At 59.1% G+C, this 14,996-nt stretch carries 14 protein-coding genes; 9 read left to right on the top strand and 5 right to left on the bottom strand.

The window, feature by feature from the left end; all coding sequences use genetic code 11:
• Window positions 1-5 precede the first annotated feature (5 nt).
• The 9 genes from H2O17_RS03355 (at window position 6) to poxB (ending at window position 11,469) form a co-directional block, all read left to right on the top strand.
• Window positions 6-1,877 carry an ABC-ATPase domain-containing protein gene (locus H2O17_RS03355; protein ID WP_182050335.1) on the top strand — a complete coding sequence of 624 codons (1,872 nt, stop codon included), beginning with the start codon at window positions 6-8 and terminating at the stop codon, window positions 1,875-1,877.
• A 223-nt stretch (window positions 1,878-2,100) separates the two neighbouring features.
• Window positions 2,101-2,952: a helix-turn-helix domain-containing protein gene (locus tag H2O17_RS03350; protein WP_182050334.1), complete on the top strand. Its 852-nt coding sequence runs from the start codon at window positions 2,101-2,103 to the stop codon at window positions 2,950-2,952.
• 285 nt (window positions 2,953-3,237) lie between these two features.
• Window positions 3,238-4,005 (top strand): electron transfer flavoprotein subunit beta/FixA family protein, encoded by a 768-nt coding sequence (locus H2O17_RS03345; protein ID WP_182050333.1) that lies wholly within the window; start codon window positions 3,238-3,240, stop codon window positions 4,003-4,005.
• A complete protein-coding gene (locus H2O17_RS03340; RefSeq protein WP_182050332.1) occupies window positions 4,002-4,895 on the top strand; it encodes an electron transfer flavoprotein subunit alpha/FixB family protein in 894 nt (297 codons plus the stop codon). The genes H2O17_RS03345 and H2O17_RS03340 overlap by 4 nt, the downstream gene beginning before the upstream one ends.
• A gap of 2 nt (window positions 4,896-4,897) precedes the next feature.
• Window positions 4,898-6,175: an FAD-dependent oxidoreductase gene (locus H2O17_RS03335; RefSeq protein ID WP_182050331.1), complete on the top strand. Its 1,278-nt coding sequence runs from the start codon at window positions 4,898-4,900 to the stop codon at window positions 6,173-6,175.
• 333 nt (window positions 6,176-6,508) lie between these two features.
• Window positions 6,509-7,672 carry an acyl-CoA dehydrogenase family protein gene (locus H2O17_RS03330; RefSeq protein ID WP_182050330.1) on the top strand — a complete coding sequence of 388 codons (1,164 nt, stop codon included), beginning with the start codon at window positions 6,509-6,511 and terminating at the stop codon, window positions 7,670-7,672.
• Between the two features lie 42 nt (window positions 7,673-7,714).
• Window positions 7,715-8,566 carry an SDR family NAD(P)-dependent oxidoreductase gene (locus H2O17_RS03325; RefSeq protein ID WP_182050329.1) on the top strand — a complete coding sequence of 284 codons (852 nt, stop codon included), beginning with the start codon at window positions 7,715-7,717 and terminating at the stop codon, window positions 8,564-8,566.
• 11 nt (window positions 8,567-8,577) lie between these two features.
• Entirely contained in the window at window positions 8,578-9,390 is an 813-nt protein-coding gene (locus tag H2O17_RS03320) for an enoyl-CoA hydratase/isomerase family protein (protein ID WP_182050328.1), read from the top strand.
• A gap of 357 nt (window positions 9,391-9,747) precedes the next feature.
• Window positions 9,748-11,469, top strand: a complete 1,722-nt coding sequence (gene poxB, locus H2O17_RS03315) for a ubiquinone-dependent pyruvate dehydrogenase (RefSeq protein ID WP_182050929.1) — start codon at window positions 9,748-9,750, stop codon at window positions 11,467-11,469.
• A gap of 104 nt (window positions 11,470-11,573) precedes the next feature.
• Here poxB and H2O17_RS03310 read toward each other — a convergent pair whose 3' ends face one another.
• The 5 genes from H2O17_RS03310 to H2O17_RS03290 form a co-directional block, all read right to left on the bottom strand.
• A complete protein-coding gene (locus H2O17_RS03310) occupies window positions 11,574-12,575 on the bottom strand; it encodes an SDR family NAD(P)-dependent oxidoreductase (protein WP_182050327.1) in 1,002 nt (333 codons plus the stop codon).
• A gap of 148 nt (window positions 12,576-12,723) precedes the next feature.
• On the bottom strand, window positions 12,724-12,936 hold the full coding sequence (locus H2O17_RS03305) for a helix-turn-helix domain-containing protein (RefSeq protein WP_182050326.1): 213 nt from the start codon (window positions 12,934-12,936) through the stop codon (window positions 12,724-12,726).
• Entirely contained in the window at window positions 12,936-13,415 is a 480-nt protein-coding gene (locus tag H2O17_RS03300) for a DUF2975 domain-containing protein (RefSeq protein WP_182050325.1), read from the bottom strand. Before H2O17_RS03300 ends, H2O17_RS03305 begins: the two co-directional genes overlap by 1 nt.
• A 66-nt stretch (window positions 13,416-13,481) precedes the next feature.
• Window positions 13,482-14,486 carry a cation diffusion facilitator family transporter gene (locus H2O17_RS03295; protein WP_182050324.1) on the bottom strand — a complete coding sequence of 335 codons (1,005 nt, stop codon included), beginning with the start codon at window positions 14,484-14,486 and terminating at the stop codon, window positions 13,482-13,484.
• On the bottom strand, window positions 14,479-14,985 hold the full coding sequence (locus tag H2O17_RS03290) for an ArsR/SmtB family transcription factor (protein ID WP_220456815.1): 507 nt from the start codon (window positions 14,983-14,985) through the stop codon (window positions 14,479-14,481). The genes H2O17_RS03295 and H2O17_RS03290 overlap by 8 nt, the downstream gene beginning before the upstream one ends.
• Window positions 14,986-14,996: the final 11 nt, after the last annotated feature.

The raw sequence follows: 14,996 nt of genomic DNA, 5'->3' as shown, positions 1-14,996 counted from the left end.
GGTACATGAGTCACGAGTTCGAAGAGCACATCAGCCACGGCCGCAGCGCAGACCAGCGCAACACTGATCACCGCGGTGGATTTCGCCGCAGTGATTCACAGTACGCAGATGCCCCGGCCCGCCGCCGTTCTGGCGACGACGGCGAACTCATCGATTCGCTACACCGCCTAGACGGGCGCAGCTATGGCGGCTACAAGTCACTCATCGGAGATTGGGACTACGGCAAGTTCTCGCTCGCTATTGATCGAGTTCAGCCCGATCCCTATGCGCCGCCCTCGGCAGTGCGGGCTAGCGCGCAGCTTGCCGCCATGGGCCTACCAGAGGATTGCTACTCCACGCCCGATCAACGCCTCGCCACAGCTGATTACCTTGTGCGAACCTTTGAGCGAAATATCAAGAGATTCGCCCATCCAGGTGTAGTGAACATCGCCCGCGCGGGCCAAGAGGTTCTCCAACGTTCAGCATGCACTGTCTCAGGTGAAGGTGTGGAGGTGCGTTTTCAAGTCCAGTTCCCGGCACGCGGACGCACTATCCTTGGCCAAACCGCAGCGGCGATCTTCGATCGCGATGTTCCGGACATCGTGTTGGAATCCTTCGACTTCTATTCCGACGAGGTCGGCAAGGCGAACCTTTCTGACCTTCGCAATCACGTTCACGCCTACGAGGATTACCGCGCGTTGAGTTCCCAGCTGGCTTCGAACGGCTGGATCACGTTTGTAGCCGACAACTCTGTGCTAGCTCGCCGGTCTGGAATATCGCAGTCTCCCATGGGTGGCGCAGTGCCGTTTGAATCACCTGAGACCTTGAGGGTAACCGTGGACCTTCCCCACGCGGGTCAGATCACCGGCATGGCCCTACGCCCAGGGATTACGGTGATTGTGGGGGGTGGGTACCACGGTAAGTCAACACTGCTTTCGGCAATCGAACGTGGCGTGTATGCGCACATTCCTGGTGACGGGCGCGAACTGGTCGCAACCGCCCCGGACGCCGTCAAGGTGCGCGCCGCCGACGGACGCGCAGTGACAAACGTAGATGTCTCGCCTTTCATCTCGCATCTGCCCGGCGGTTCAGACACGTCCGCCTTCTCAACGGAGAACGCCTCCGGATCAACCTCCCAAGCGGCCGCTATCATGGAGGCCGCGGAGCTGGGCTCTCCCCTCTTGCTTATCGATGAGGACACCTCCGCTACAAACCTTCTCATCCGCGACGCACGTATGCGCGAACTCGTGCACGCCGAAAAGGAGCCAATCACACCATTAGTTGATCGGATTGGTGCGCTTAACTCCGAGCGTCACGTCTCCACAGTGATGGTCATGGGAGGTTCTGGCGATTACCTCGATGTGGCACACACTGTGCTGATGATGGATACGTACCGATGCGTGGACGTCACGGACCGCGCTGCCGACGTCGTCGCGCATCAACCGCGTGTGCGCACCGATTCAGAGGACTTCGGGCGTGCCAACCCGCGGGTACCCATGCACCTGCGTTCCACATCAGACCGCCCACGAACCAAAGTGCTCGGCCCGGATCGCGTTCAGATCGATAAGAAGATCGTGGACCTCGCCGATGTGGCCCAGATTGTGGACCAAGGCCAGACAGAGGCAATCGGTTTTGCCATCCGCGGCGTCCTTGAGTACTTGGCAGACGGCACAGCGCCACTTCCTGAACTACTCGATCGGCTTGAAGCCGAGTTTGCGGAAAAGGGACTGGACGCGCTGACCCGGTTCGGTGGACGGCAGCATGCCGCGTTCCTGGTGAGGCCACGCCGGGTAGATATTGGCGCGGCAATCAACCGCTTCCGTGGGCTGGAAGTGAGTGGAGTTCGCGCAGTTCAGAACGAGAATCAGGATGAGAATGAGAACGAGAACCAGGAATGATGGCGCGCTCGCTTGCGCTTGACGCATAAGCTCCATGTGCACCTTCAACTCTGAACCGCTGCCTTGGCCCCCAGTTGCCCACAAGTTAGCCTTCCAGAAGCGCCACGCGCGTGAAGTGTCTGGACGTGGGCGATGTGCGGCTTGGCTAACACATCGGTGCGAGTGTAAAGCGGCTAGCCCAAGGTCCCTTTCGCGGTGACGTGAACTCCCTTAGCGTTGAGCCATGGCCCCGACGAAGCAAGCTATGGTGCTCGAAGCGCGCAATCCTTCACGCGAGGACCTAGGAGTATGCGTTGCCCCGCTCAGTCAACCAAGCGGATGCCAGCGCACCTGCCGCGCCGATGAACTCATCCGGGCTACTTTTCACATCCTCGTTCTGTGCGAAGACGGCACCACCACGCAAACTGTAAACTCCGATGAGTTCCACCATACGAGTGGATCCTTGCTGTGGTTGACACCCGGAACTCCCCACCAAGTAGTGCCCGCGCTCAACGGCACGGCTCTATGCTTCACCTCGGCGTTTGTGGGCATGACCGTGGAACCATGGATGGGTGGAGTGTGGCACCTCGAGGGCAATGACAGAGTGACGGTCGGCGCCATGGTGGACGTGCTCAGCCGCGAGTACCGCAGGTTCATCAGTGAACCCACCGGAAACCTGCAGGCCGGCGGGGATATCTTGCTCCGCCATCTCCTTTTGGCGCTCCTAATTCGCATTCATAATGTGCCGCGCAAGGAGTGGGCGGAGGAGTTCGGCAACCCTGTGGTGCGCCAGTTCCTCGGCTTAGTGGAAAACCACTACGCCACCATGCACACCGTTGATAAGTACGCCGATCTACTTGGATATTCCACCCGCACACTTCATCGGTTGTGCTACGAGGAACTTGGTGCCACGCCGCGCCAAGTTGTTTCGGAACGCATCGCCCAAGAAGCTGAGCGTCTGCTGGTTCTTTCGGATTCGCCAATCTCCGCAGTTGGGCGCTCACTTGGTTTCGACGATGCCGCCAATTTCTCCAAGTTCTTTCAGCGTCAGGCAGGTTTGACTCCCGGCGAGTTCCGCCGCACACGGCTTCACTGACAAGTGGGCACACGGCGTCACTGAACACGCCCGCGGCTTCACCGACTAGCGCGTACGCGCGTTGAATGCGCACAGAGCATCCGGCACTTCTGCGCGCCCTAGAGCAGGGAGCTGCTGATTTCTCGGCTGTACCGCCACACCTGCCCCACTCCTACCACCCTGTTTTGAGGCGTGGCACACAGTTACCACATCACGTCGCAAAGCAACCATGATTCGGGCAGATGTCAGTTTCCCCCCTGATTAGAGTCACAGCTGTTACTGGAAATAGCATCAGGAGGGACTTCAATGACGATCGTTGCCTGCTTCAAATGGGTGATCGTGGATCAAGATCTTCGCACCGACCCGCTCACGCACCACATCGACTTCTCACGTGCACGCAGCGAGATTTCACCATACGACCGCAACACCATCGCAGCGGCTCGGATCCTGGCGGACTCGGTTGAAGCTGATCTTGTGGGGATCACAGTTGGTGATATCAGCGCCAATGGCCTCAAGGAGGCCCTTGGCCGCGGGCTGGACTCAGCGCTCACAGTATCCACACCATTTGCGTTAGATGGGCGTGGGACATCACGAGTGTTAGCCAAAGCTATTGGCACCGTGCCCGACGTCGACCTCGTAATCACCGGCGAGGGAGCCGCAGATACCTACGCTCATGAGACAGCACCGCGAATCGCCGAACTCCTTGGGTGGCCGGTGGTCACCAACGCCCGCAAACTCGCGGTTAGCGATGGGATCCTCACGGCCACCCGTGTGCTCGAAGATGCCATCGAGACCGTTGAAGTGGCCCTTCCCGCCGTCGTTTCTGTGATTCCAGAGGCCGCACAAGCGCCCATCCCCGGGCTCAAAGCGCTTATGGCCGGAGCAAAGAAGCCCCGCACAGCACTCACGTTGGAAGGTCTGAACCTTCACGAATCAGACGTTGAGCCCATTGTTCACGCCACACGAACCCGCGGCTTTGTCACAGACAGGCGCCGCATCCTTCACGAAGGTACCCCGGAGGAAGCCGCAGCATCGCTTGTATCCGCGCTCGATCAGGAAGGTCTGCTCTCATGAAAGCACTCATCATCGCGGAACGGCCCGAACTCGTTTCGGAGCTGCTCGCTATCGCTACCGAAGCCGGCGCTACAGAGATCGTCAGCGCATCGTTCGCGTGTGACACACCAAGCAGCACAGCCACCGATTTCTCACTTACATCTAACTCCTCTCGCCCTGAAGACCTCGCCGGCCCGGTAGCCAAGCTCGCGGCATCTCAGAGCGTGGACGCAATCTTCTGCGCCGCCACGATCGCCGCTCGCGAGTTCGCCCCACGCGCTGCAACGCGATTGGACATTGCTTACATCCCTGATGCCGAGCACATTGCACTCACGAGCAACGGAGGGACCGCAGAACGCGTCGTTTATGCAGGTGGTGCTATCCAAGACGTCGAATGGTCGGGGCCAGCAATCTTCACGGTCTCGGTACGGCCCGCACCCGTACCCACAGCCACCAAAGATGGCGCTGTTGTGAACGACGCCGATGATCGCGTGGTTCGCCAAGCCATTGACCCGCTCCCTCCGCGTGAAGAGGATGTAGCCAACGCATCCCGCATCGTGTGTGTGGGAATGGGAGTAGCTTCTCAGGAATCCCTCCAGGATATTGAGAAACTAACCGAGGTGCTCGGCGCATCGCTCGCTTGCACACGTCCAATTGCAGAGGATCGCCACTGGTTACCCGGCGATCGCTACATCGGTATCTCTGGCCAACACGTGGCACCTGCGCTGTATCTAGGGCTCGGAGTCTCCGGTCAGGTTCAACATGCTGTGGGCATGCGTGGTTCACGAGTGGTTGTGGAAGTGAATGTGGACCCTAACGCTCCGAGCATGAAGGAAGCTGACCACGCAGTAGTTGGCGATGCTGTCGCATTCACTGCCGCACTTACTGCCGCACTTCAGGCGCGTGGCTGACGATGGCCCAGATGGATGCCGACGTCATCATCGTGGGTGCTGGCCCCGCAGGAGCTGCATGCGCCCTTCGGTTAGCACAGACCGGCCGCTCTGTCATTCTGCTGGAACGCGGTGAAACTCCCGGTTCCAAGAATGTGACGGGCGGAAGGTTATATACCGCCGCCTTGGACATGCTTTCACCCGGGTTGGCGGCTGAGGCACCGGCAGAACGGCACGTGACGTCGGAGCGGATCTCGATTCTCGACGGAGAAGCGCACGCTGACATTCACGTAGGTTTAGCTCCATGCGATAGGTCCGATTCGATCACCGTGAACCGCTCTACGCTGGATCCCTGGCTTGCGGGATGCGCTGAAGAAGCTGGTGCCATGGTGGTCCCCGGCATGACCGTCGATGGCCTGGTCATGAACGGCAATCGGGTGGAAGGAATCCGAGCAGGAGAGGATGAACTGCACGCTGAGTACGTGGTTGCTGCCGACGGCGTGAACTCCTTGCTGGCCGCGAGCGCCGGACTCACCCACAGACCACGACCTGGCGAGGTGGCCACGGGAGTAAAGGTAACCGTGGGTCTCCCAGAGCACACGATCAACGAACGGTTTGCGGTTTCCAGCGCCGAAGGTGCTGCTCACCTCATGCTTGGATGCACCAATGGTGCACGCGGTGGAGGATTCCTTTACACCAACCGCGAAAGCCTCAGCATTGGGATTGTCGTGGACCCAACCAAGCTACCGGCAGTGCGATCCACTCCGCGCGAGCTCCTCGAATCACTCTTGCGCCACCCTCTTGTGGAGCCGTTCGTACGTGGCGGTGAACTGCGCGAGTACTCAGCCCATTTGGTTCGGGAAGATGGCCGTTCTGGGATTCCGCCACAGCTCACGTTGCCAGGCTTCTTGGTTGCGGGGGAAGCCGCAGGTTTCTGTTTGAACCTCGGCTACACAATCCGAGGGATGGATGTGGCGTTGCTTTCTGGCATTGCCGCAGCTGAAGCAATCGGGGCAGATGCTGGAGACCTTGAGGGATCTTATCGAACGGCGCTTGCCGCTTGCGGCGCTACCGGAATCATGGACGCGGCTTCCGGGTACGGGCCATTCCTCGAAAAGAGCCGTCTCTACGGGGATTACCCCAAGCTCGCGATGGGCATTGCACGCGATGTCTTTGCCGTTGCGAACCCGCCTCAGGCACCTGATCGCATCGTGCCATCGGTTCGGCGCGAGTTCCGCTCCTCGCCTCTGCGCATCCGAGATCTAGTCTCTGATGCGCGCGCCGCAGTGAAAGGCCTATAAATGCCAACTCTTCCGTATGATCCCAGCACTGCCGAATTACTCGCACTCGACCGTTTCGATGTGGACGAGTCCTACGCACACATCGCTATCGACGCGCGCACTTGTAGCACATGCCCTCACCACGCCTGCGTGTGGGCCTGCCCGGCCTCACTCTTCTCGCGCGACGAGGACGGTGAAACGCACTTTGACCACGCTGGATGCCTCGAATGCGGCACGTGCGCGGTGGTATGCACCCCCGGCGGAATAGTCCGATGGACCTATCCCTCTACCGCCCACGGCGTGAGTTACGCCGAAGCCTGACCAATCAGAACATCAATCCGAATGGAGAGTTTCATGTCAATGTGGTTCATGAATGAGGATCGTGAAGCGGTCCTCCAGACAACACGAGAGTTCGTGGAGAAGGAAGTGGCTCCCCGAGCCCTTGAGATCGATGCTAGCGATGAGTTCCCCACCGATCTTCTCAAGCGAGCTGGAGAACTCGGACTCCTTGCCATTACCGTTCCTGAGGCCGACGGCGGCCTAGGTATGGATCAGACTACCCACGCACTTGTACTCGAGGAGATCGCAAAGACGTCTCCCGTGTTGACGGTGGCTATGGGAGCACACACGCTGCTTGCGGGCGGACTGCTCCAGATGCTGGGCACACCCGAGCAGAAGGAAACCTACCTCAAGCCCGCAGCCATGGGTGAGATCATCCTTGCCTGCGGATCAACGGAAGCAGTGGGTGGCGATGATCAAGCCGAGTTCACCACGCGGGCCGTTCGCGAAGGCGACGAATGGGTTCTCAACGGTGGAAAGGTACTCATTTCCAACATCGGCGCGGCAGACGTGTACATCATCATCGCTGTGACCGCAGATAAGCCTGACCCCGTAACCAAGACGGGTTTGTCAGCGTTCATTGTTCCGGCAGGCACGCCCGGCCTTGGAATCGGTCAGCCCGAACACAAACTTGGCTGGCATGGCTCGGCGACAGGATCGATCTCCTTCTCTCAGTGCCGTGTTCCGGCTGCCAATCTCCTGGGACCTCAGGATGGCGCGCTTCAGGCGATGTTTGTCTCCGCCACTGCGGAGTTCCTTTCCTGTGGTCCGGTTTCTCTGGGCATCGCGGAGGGCGCATATGAGATGGCCAGAGCTTACTCAATGGAGCGCATCCAAATGGGCCAGACCCAGTTTGACCGGTTCCAAGTCACTCGCCACAAGCTCGTCAAGATGTACACCGCAATCGAATCACTGCGTGGGTTGGTCTACTCCACCTACGCGCAGCGAGATGCCGGCGAACTCGAACTCGCCCGCGGGCGCCTTCTCAAGGTTGAAGGCGCTCGAGTGAGTGAAGAGGTGGCGCGCGACGCCATCCAGATCATGGGAGGGGTTGGAGTCATCCGCGAAACAGGAGTGGAGCGGTTCTGGCGCGATGCCAAAGTGATGGCAATTGGAGGTGCTTCCGCCGAGGCCCTCACCGAAGCTGTGTCGCAGATGATGCGGCGGGCAATGATCTAGAAGTCCAACAGAATCAGTAAGAAATCTCAAAGGAGAGAAGCAATGAAGGATTACTCGGGTAAGGTCGTCGTCGTTACCGGCGGCGCACACGGAATTGGTGCCGAAATCGCCAGACGGTACGCACAAGCGGGCGCTGCGATCGCCCTCTTCGATATTGAAGCTCCCGCTCTTGAAACCATGGCCGACGAACTCCGGACCACTGGAGCAACCGTCCTGGCCGTACACGGCGACGTCGCCGATTATGCCGCTGTAGGTGATTTCGCCGACCGCGTGTTCGAATCGTTTGGGCGCGTGGATCTGGTCTTTTCGAATGCAGGTGTGATTTCTGCCGGGACAATCTGGGAAGAACCCGTGGAGGATTGGGATTGGCTACTCGGCGTGAACGTCAAGGGCCTTGTTCATACGGCAAAGGCATTCACTGCGCGGATGAGCGCTCAGGACTTCCCAAGTGACATCGTCAACACGGCATCCATCGCGGGCCTCCTCACAGTAGAGAACTCACCGGCATACGTGGCTTCAAAGTTTGCCGCTCTTGGGCTCACCGAGGTGTTGGATCTTCAGCTCCAAGGAATCGGTTCGCCGGTTCGGGCGCATGCGGTGTGCCCGGCTGTGGTCTCCACAGATCTGGGACGCTGCAACGAACACCGCAACCAGCCTGAATTCAATCCAGCTGATCATCCCTACCTTCAGAGTACCGATTACACGAAGCGGTGGGCTGTTGTAGAAGGCTCGTTGCCCTTGGGAATGCCCGTGGAAGATGCGGTCGAGGTCATCATTGAGGGCGTCGAATCCAACACGTTCCTCATCCTGACCCACCCGGCTTACAACCCTGCGATTGCAGGCCGAGTCCAGCTACTTCTATCCGGCTCGCACCCCCAGCTCGTTCAGCGCTGAAAGGACACACCATGTACCCATACGAAAAGTCATTTGATCACGTGGTTCTGCTTGAACTCGACCACGCGTCACACATCGCCACCGTCACACTCGATTGCCCGGATAACCTCAACCGCTTCTCGGAGCAACTGATCGACGAACTGCGCCAGGCTTTCAATACGATTCGGGTGGATCGCGAGATCCGCGCGGTGATCCTGAACGGCAACGGACCAGTGTCATTTGGACCTGGAGACCTCGCTGTGTTGCGCTCCAAGTTTGCTGTATCGCTACCCGAAGGCCGTCAAGTCATGACGGAGATCGGCGAACTCATTCGCTCGATCATGTTCCTTCCTCAACCTGTCATCGGTGTTGCCCAAGGCGAATGCCAAGGCGGTGGCTGCAATCTGCTGCTCAGCTCAGACATTGTTCTGGCCTCGGAGAATGCGAAATTCCACGAGCTTTTCGTGAACTACGCATTGAGCCCTGATACGGGTGGCCTGTGGGCCCTGCAGCGGTTGGTTGGGCCGATGCGTGCCAAGTGGCTCGCTATGCGAGGCGTTCCGGTCACGGCAGCTGAAGCCAAGGAATACGGCATGGTTCTGGACGTCTACCCTCACGGTGAGGTCATGGAAGCCGCTCGTGCTTTGGCGTCCGAGATCGCGGCCCTATCACCCGTGGGAATCAGCCATACGAAGGCTATCTCCAATCACATGGAGGACTACACCATAGAGACATACTTCCAAGTTGAAGCCGACTACCTGTGCCTGGGTGCTCTGTCGGCCGACTTCCGCGAAACAGTTGCAGCCGGAATGCAGAAGCGGGCACCTGAATACATCGGAGAGTGACCGAACACCTCAGATGTTGTCGGGGCGGATCCATCAGGTCTTCAGATGGATCCGCCCCCTTTCGTTCCCCGCTGACCAATGGCTTGAAGAACGACGACGTCGTCGACAAACACACGAAACGCCTGCTTCAAACGCAGCAACTGTGCGCGGCGGCACGTCAATAGTGAGCGCACAGGCTGTGGGCAAGAGGACACGAACATGCCGGGACTTTGGACCTAGGCGCTGGGGTACAATGGGAAGTGGGTTTTCCCGCGAATTGTGGTGTATGACCGAACTGGTCTGTGCGCTGTCTGCTCAACTATCTGGCGGTTGAGCATGCGTGGATTTACCCCGAACTTCAACAACATGGGGAACATTATGGTCACAGTATCGAAGAACATGGTTGACACCCTTGCCGCAAGTGGCGTGAAGCGCGTCTACGGACTTCCCGGAGATTCTCTAAACGGTTTCACGGATGCCCTGCGCGGATCCGGTATCGAGTGGGTTCATGTACGCCATGAGGAAGCAGCAGCATTTGCTGCCGGCGCCGAAGCAGCATTGACTGGCGAAATCGCAGTCTGCGCCGGCAGTTGCGGCCCAGGCAACCTCCACCTCATCAACGGCCTTTTCGATGCGCAGCGCTCCCGCGTGCCTGTGCTCGCAATTGCGGCGCACATCCCCACTTCGGAGATCGGATCGGGATACTTCCAAGAGACGCACCCTCAAGAACTCTTCCGCGAGTGCTCCGTGTACTCGGAATACGTTTCTGATCCCATTCAGATGCCACGCATCCTGCGCACAGCCATGCAGGCCGCGGTCTCACAGCGCGGAGTGGCGGTGGTGGTCATTCCTGGCGACGTAGCACTTGCCGAAGCCGTTGATACGAACGTCACCCCGGTCTACGCTTCCACCCCCAAGGTCACACCTAGCGACCCCGAACTCCGCGATGCCGCGGGGCTCCTCAACAAAGCCAAGAGAGTCACGATTCTGGCTGGCGCAGGAGTGGAAGGGGCACACGATTTGGTCATCAAGTTGGCCGAGCAGATCGGCGCTCCGATCGTGCACACCCTGCGTTCCAAGCAGTTCATCGAATACGACAACCCCTTTGACGTTGGCATGACGGGCCTCCTCGGGTTCGCCTCTGGGTATCGGGCGATGGAGAGCTGCGATACCTTGCTCATGCTCGGCACGGACTTCCCCTATCGGCCCTTCCTTCCCGACGGCGCACAGGTAATTCAGGTGGATCTGCGTGGTGAGCATTTGGGCCGCCGCATTCCCCTCAAGCTCGGGCTGGTGGGAGACGTTGGAGATACGATCGAGGCGCTCTTGCCGCTCCTGGAACGTCATTCGGAACGCTCACACCTGGAGCAGTCTTTGACAAACTACAAGAAGACTCGCGCCAAGTTGGACGATCTGGCTACGCCGCGTAAGGCCAAGCAAGCGCTCCATCCGCAGTACGTTGCGAAGCTCGTTGACGAAGTTGCGTCCGACGACGCCGTCTTCATCCCCGATGTTGGTTCTCCCGTTATCTGGGCCGCGCGCTACCTCAAAATGAACGGCAAGCGCAAGGTGATCGGATCGTTTATCCACGGTTCGATGGCCAATGCCCTACCGCAGGCTGTTGGCGCCGCTGCAGCCTACCCGGGCCGTCAGGTGGTGGCGTTGTCCGGTGACGGCGGCGTGGAAATGCTGCTTGGTGAACTCCTTACCTTGGTGCAGAACAAACTGCCGGTCAAGGTGATCGTGTTCAACAACTCCTCCCTCAACTTTGTGGAGCTGGAGATGAAGGCAGCCGGCTTCGTTACCACCGCAACCGACCTCGAGAACCCCGATCTAGCCGGAATTGCCAGCGCAGCAGGCATGAAGGGCTTCCATGTGGACAGTTCGGAGAATCTCGAAGCCGTCCTAGCTGAAGCATTCGCCTACGATGGTCCAGCCCTCATCGACGTTGTGACAGAGCGCCAAGAACTGACAATTCCACCTTCGGTCAAGTTGGACCAGGCCAAGGGATTCGCCCTCTACGCCATGCGCACTCTTCTTTCGGGACGCGGCGACGAGCTCATTGAGCTCACAAAGGCCAACGCCCGCCAGATTCTCTGATTCTTGGTTCGTGGTGGGGGATGTTTGGGTGTCTCGTGACACCCAAACATCCCCCGCCGTGCGCTTCACTTACCACACACTCGGCGCACCCGAGCAGCGGAGGCCTACTGGACCGACCACCCGCCATCGGTAGGCAGAATGACTCCGTTGATGTTTGCGGCGTCACCGCTCAGCAGCCAGGCGATAGCCGCCGCCTGCGTATCTGCGGTGGTGATGGGCGGAATGAGTCCAAGGAAGGGTGCCATGCGCTTTTCGGCAAACTCGGATTTGAACGAACCTTCGATTGCCGTCGCTGTGCCACCGGGAGCTATCGCATTCACGCGGATACCATGCGGTCCGTAAAGGAATGCCTCACTCTTAGTCATACCTACGATGGCATGCTTTGACGTGCCATAGGCCGTGCCTGCGGCGTTTCCACGCAGTGCGGCTTGGCTCGCAACATTGACGATCGAGCCCTCCTCTTGTTCCAACATGATCGGCAACACTGCCCGCGAAACCTTGAACGTTCCGGTCACGTTCACTGCCATCACGCGGTCCCACAGCGCGTTATCCACCTCGTGGAGGGGCACCATTCCGTCCATGATTCCCGCAACGTTTGCCAAGCAGTCGATGCGTGGCCCGGCGGCGGAAACTATCCGCTCGACGCCGTCGTCGTCAGTAATATCCGCGACCACGGGAATGACTTTTCCGACTGGAGCTTCACTCACCACCTTGGCCAAGCGCTCCTCCGAGACGTCAACGGCCACCACTGTGCCGCCTTCTGACACAATGCGCTTGACGGTGGCGTGCCCGATTCCGGAAGCACCACCCGTGATCACAGCCACCTTGCCTGCGAACCGGGAACCTGTGGCGCCGAGGGGTGGTTCCTCTTGCGGCACGTTTCCACCGTTTGCTTCACGGATAATTTGGTCCACCAAAGCTTGAGGGAATCGCCCGTGGCTAACTTCGGGGAGGCCGCCGAGCGGGAGGGAGCCCATTTGGTTAAGCGTGGCGTCATCCACACCCGCCTTACTGAAGATGTCCCGAAGAATGGGCCCACCCACCGGGTGAGCGAGCCACTCTTTGATTGTGCGGTGTCCATTGAGCGGATGAGCGTGCTGTGTCATGTGTGCCCCCAAACTGTTCTGGCCTGAGCATGACCTACAGGCCGCGATGTGAGCGAACGTCATTGTGTCGCTCATCACAATGATGTCACCACCGGTCACGCCTCGTACGGGTCTAGTGCTCAGCGCCTCGAGTATGGGGTAGTCCTACTCAGTGCTCTTCGGAAACCCACCTCAGGATGTCCCCCGGTTGGCACTCCAACACCCGGCAGATCGCATCGAGCGTACTGAACCTGATCGCCTTCGCCCGGCCGTTCTTCAGCACCGCAACATTGGCCGGGGTCAACCCGATGGCGCGTGCGAAGTCCCCTACGGAGATCTTGTGCTTGGCAAGTTCAACATCAACGTCCACGATGATAGGCATCAGATCACCTCATCAAGTTCGGATCGCATCCGCGTTGCAGTGACCAACAGGCCTCGCATCACAACCATGATGAGCGAGAAAGCGAGACCGCCGATCAGGGCTGCCACCATGAGCAGCAATACTCCAGGGCCACCTGCGTTGATCAGGAACAGCAGATGCATGCAGCATCCCACACTAAGAACCGTTGAAACGAGGGCGGCCCATACGATCGTGTTCACCCAAGGGATCGCGCGTTCCGCGAAAATCTGCTCCTGCGCCACCATCGTCAGGAGCCGCCATACGGCCACAAATGCTATTTCGATGCACAGGATGATGAGCACAGCCACCAGTGTGTATGGCACTTGAAGGAAGGCGACTTCCGGGAACTCCCGCGCGAGGTCCGATGCCATGACCGGAATAATCACCGCTTGGCCGAGTATGCATCCTAGCCCGAGTCCAATAAGCAGGGCTCGAAGCCCAGCAACCACTACTTTGTCCATACATCGATAATAGATAGATTTCTATCGTTTGTCGATAGAACTGCACTTCTCATAGACCCCTTGAGTTCAGTGGTTTAGTCGCTCATGCCGCTCATGCGCTGCGGTGTCAAACTGGAAGGTTGTGTGCGTGAGGGAGATGGGGAAGTGCTCGGAAGCGCAGTCTTCTAGGGCGTGTAGAAGCGTAGCCCTTTCAGAATCGGAGAGTCCGGCTTGCGTGCACACATGCGCCGTTAGTGCATGCGTACCCGTATTGATGGTCGAGACATGTAGATCATGGACATCAACAACATTGGTGAGTCCTAGCATGTGCCTGCGCACCTCATCCAGATCAAGTTCGGTAGGCGTCTGTTCCATCAGTACGGCGAGCGCTGTGCGCAGGAGTTTTAGGGCGCGTGGCGCCATGAGTGCGGCAATGAAGAGCGACGCTATGGCGTCAGCTCCAGTCCACCCCGTTGCATATGCGACAACCGCCGCAATTATGACCGCCACGGAGCCTAGGGCATCATTCGCAACTTCCAGGAACGCCGCCTTCATATTGAGCGACGAGCGGCGGCCACCCGAAAGGATAACGAGCGAGACCACGTTGGCAATCAGACCGATCACACCAATGACCAGCATCAGGCCCGTCTCAATGTCCGGAGGATTTCCAAGCCGTGTCACGCCTTGCCATGCCACAACCACGCAGATGACAAGCAACATTCCCGCTTGCACCGCAGCCGCAATCACCTCGGCACGCGCTAGTCCCCACGTGTAGCGATCGGTGCGCGGCTTAGTCATGAGATGCGCTGCAATAAGGGCCACCACCAGCCCAGACGAATCGACAAGCATATGGCCGGCATCGGCCGCAAGGGCAAGCGATCCTGAGATCATCGCGCCAACGAACTCCGCAATCAGAATCACGAAAGTCACCGCGAGTGCAGCTGCCAGCCTAGACCGAGAACTTGATGCATGGGAATGGGAATGAGAATGCGAATGGGCGTCAGTTCTGTGATGGTCACTTCGGTTACCCCCACTCGCCGGGGAGCACGGCCCCTCGGGTTCTGAGAGCGGAGTCTCAATCGGATCACTCATCGCAGGCCTCCCCCGTTATCCCACCCATGCACGAGCAAGCAAACACTCCATCACGATGGCGATGCACTCCGTCGCAGCAACCGGGTTCGATGGCTAGCGTTGCCGTCAGGAGTTCCTCAAGCGCGTGAGACAGGTGGGGAGATGCCAACTCGTAGTACATCTGGCGCTCCTGCCGGGAACCAACAACCAGTCCCGACTCCTTGAGTGCACTCAGATGGTTACTCATGACCTGCCGTGTGACACCAACAGCCTCAGCAAGATCCGACGAACACATGCGGCCACTGCGAAGCTCTAGCAGAGTGGCCACCCGCACCGTCTCGGAAAGCGCAGTTCCGAGCCGTGCCATCGCCGCGACGTGGCTTTGTGTGCTCCTGAGCGGCACGCGCGCAACTCCTTGTGCGGCCGCAGCCGTCACGCCGTCCGCGGTAGTTTGCCCATCCGCAGGCTCATCGCCCACGCTCGTCACGTCCACGCGGGCGTTGCTAATCTGTGTACTCACGCCACCAATAG

The organism is Changpingibacter yushuensis, assembly GCF_014041995.1.
Classification (GTDB): domain Bacteria; phylum Actinomycetota; class Actinomycetes; order Actinomycetales; family Actinomycetaceae; genus Changpingibacter; species Changpingibacter yushuensis.
This window is presented reverse-complemented; position numbering and strand designations above follow the sequence as displayed.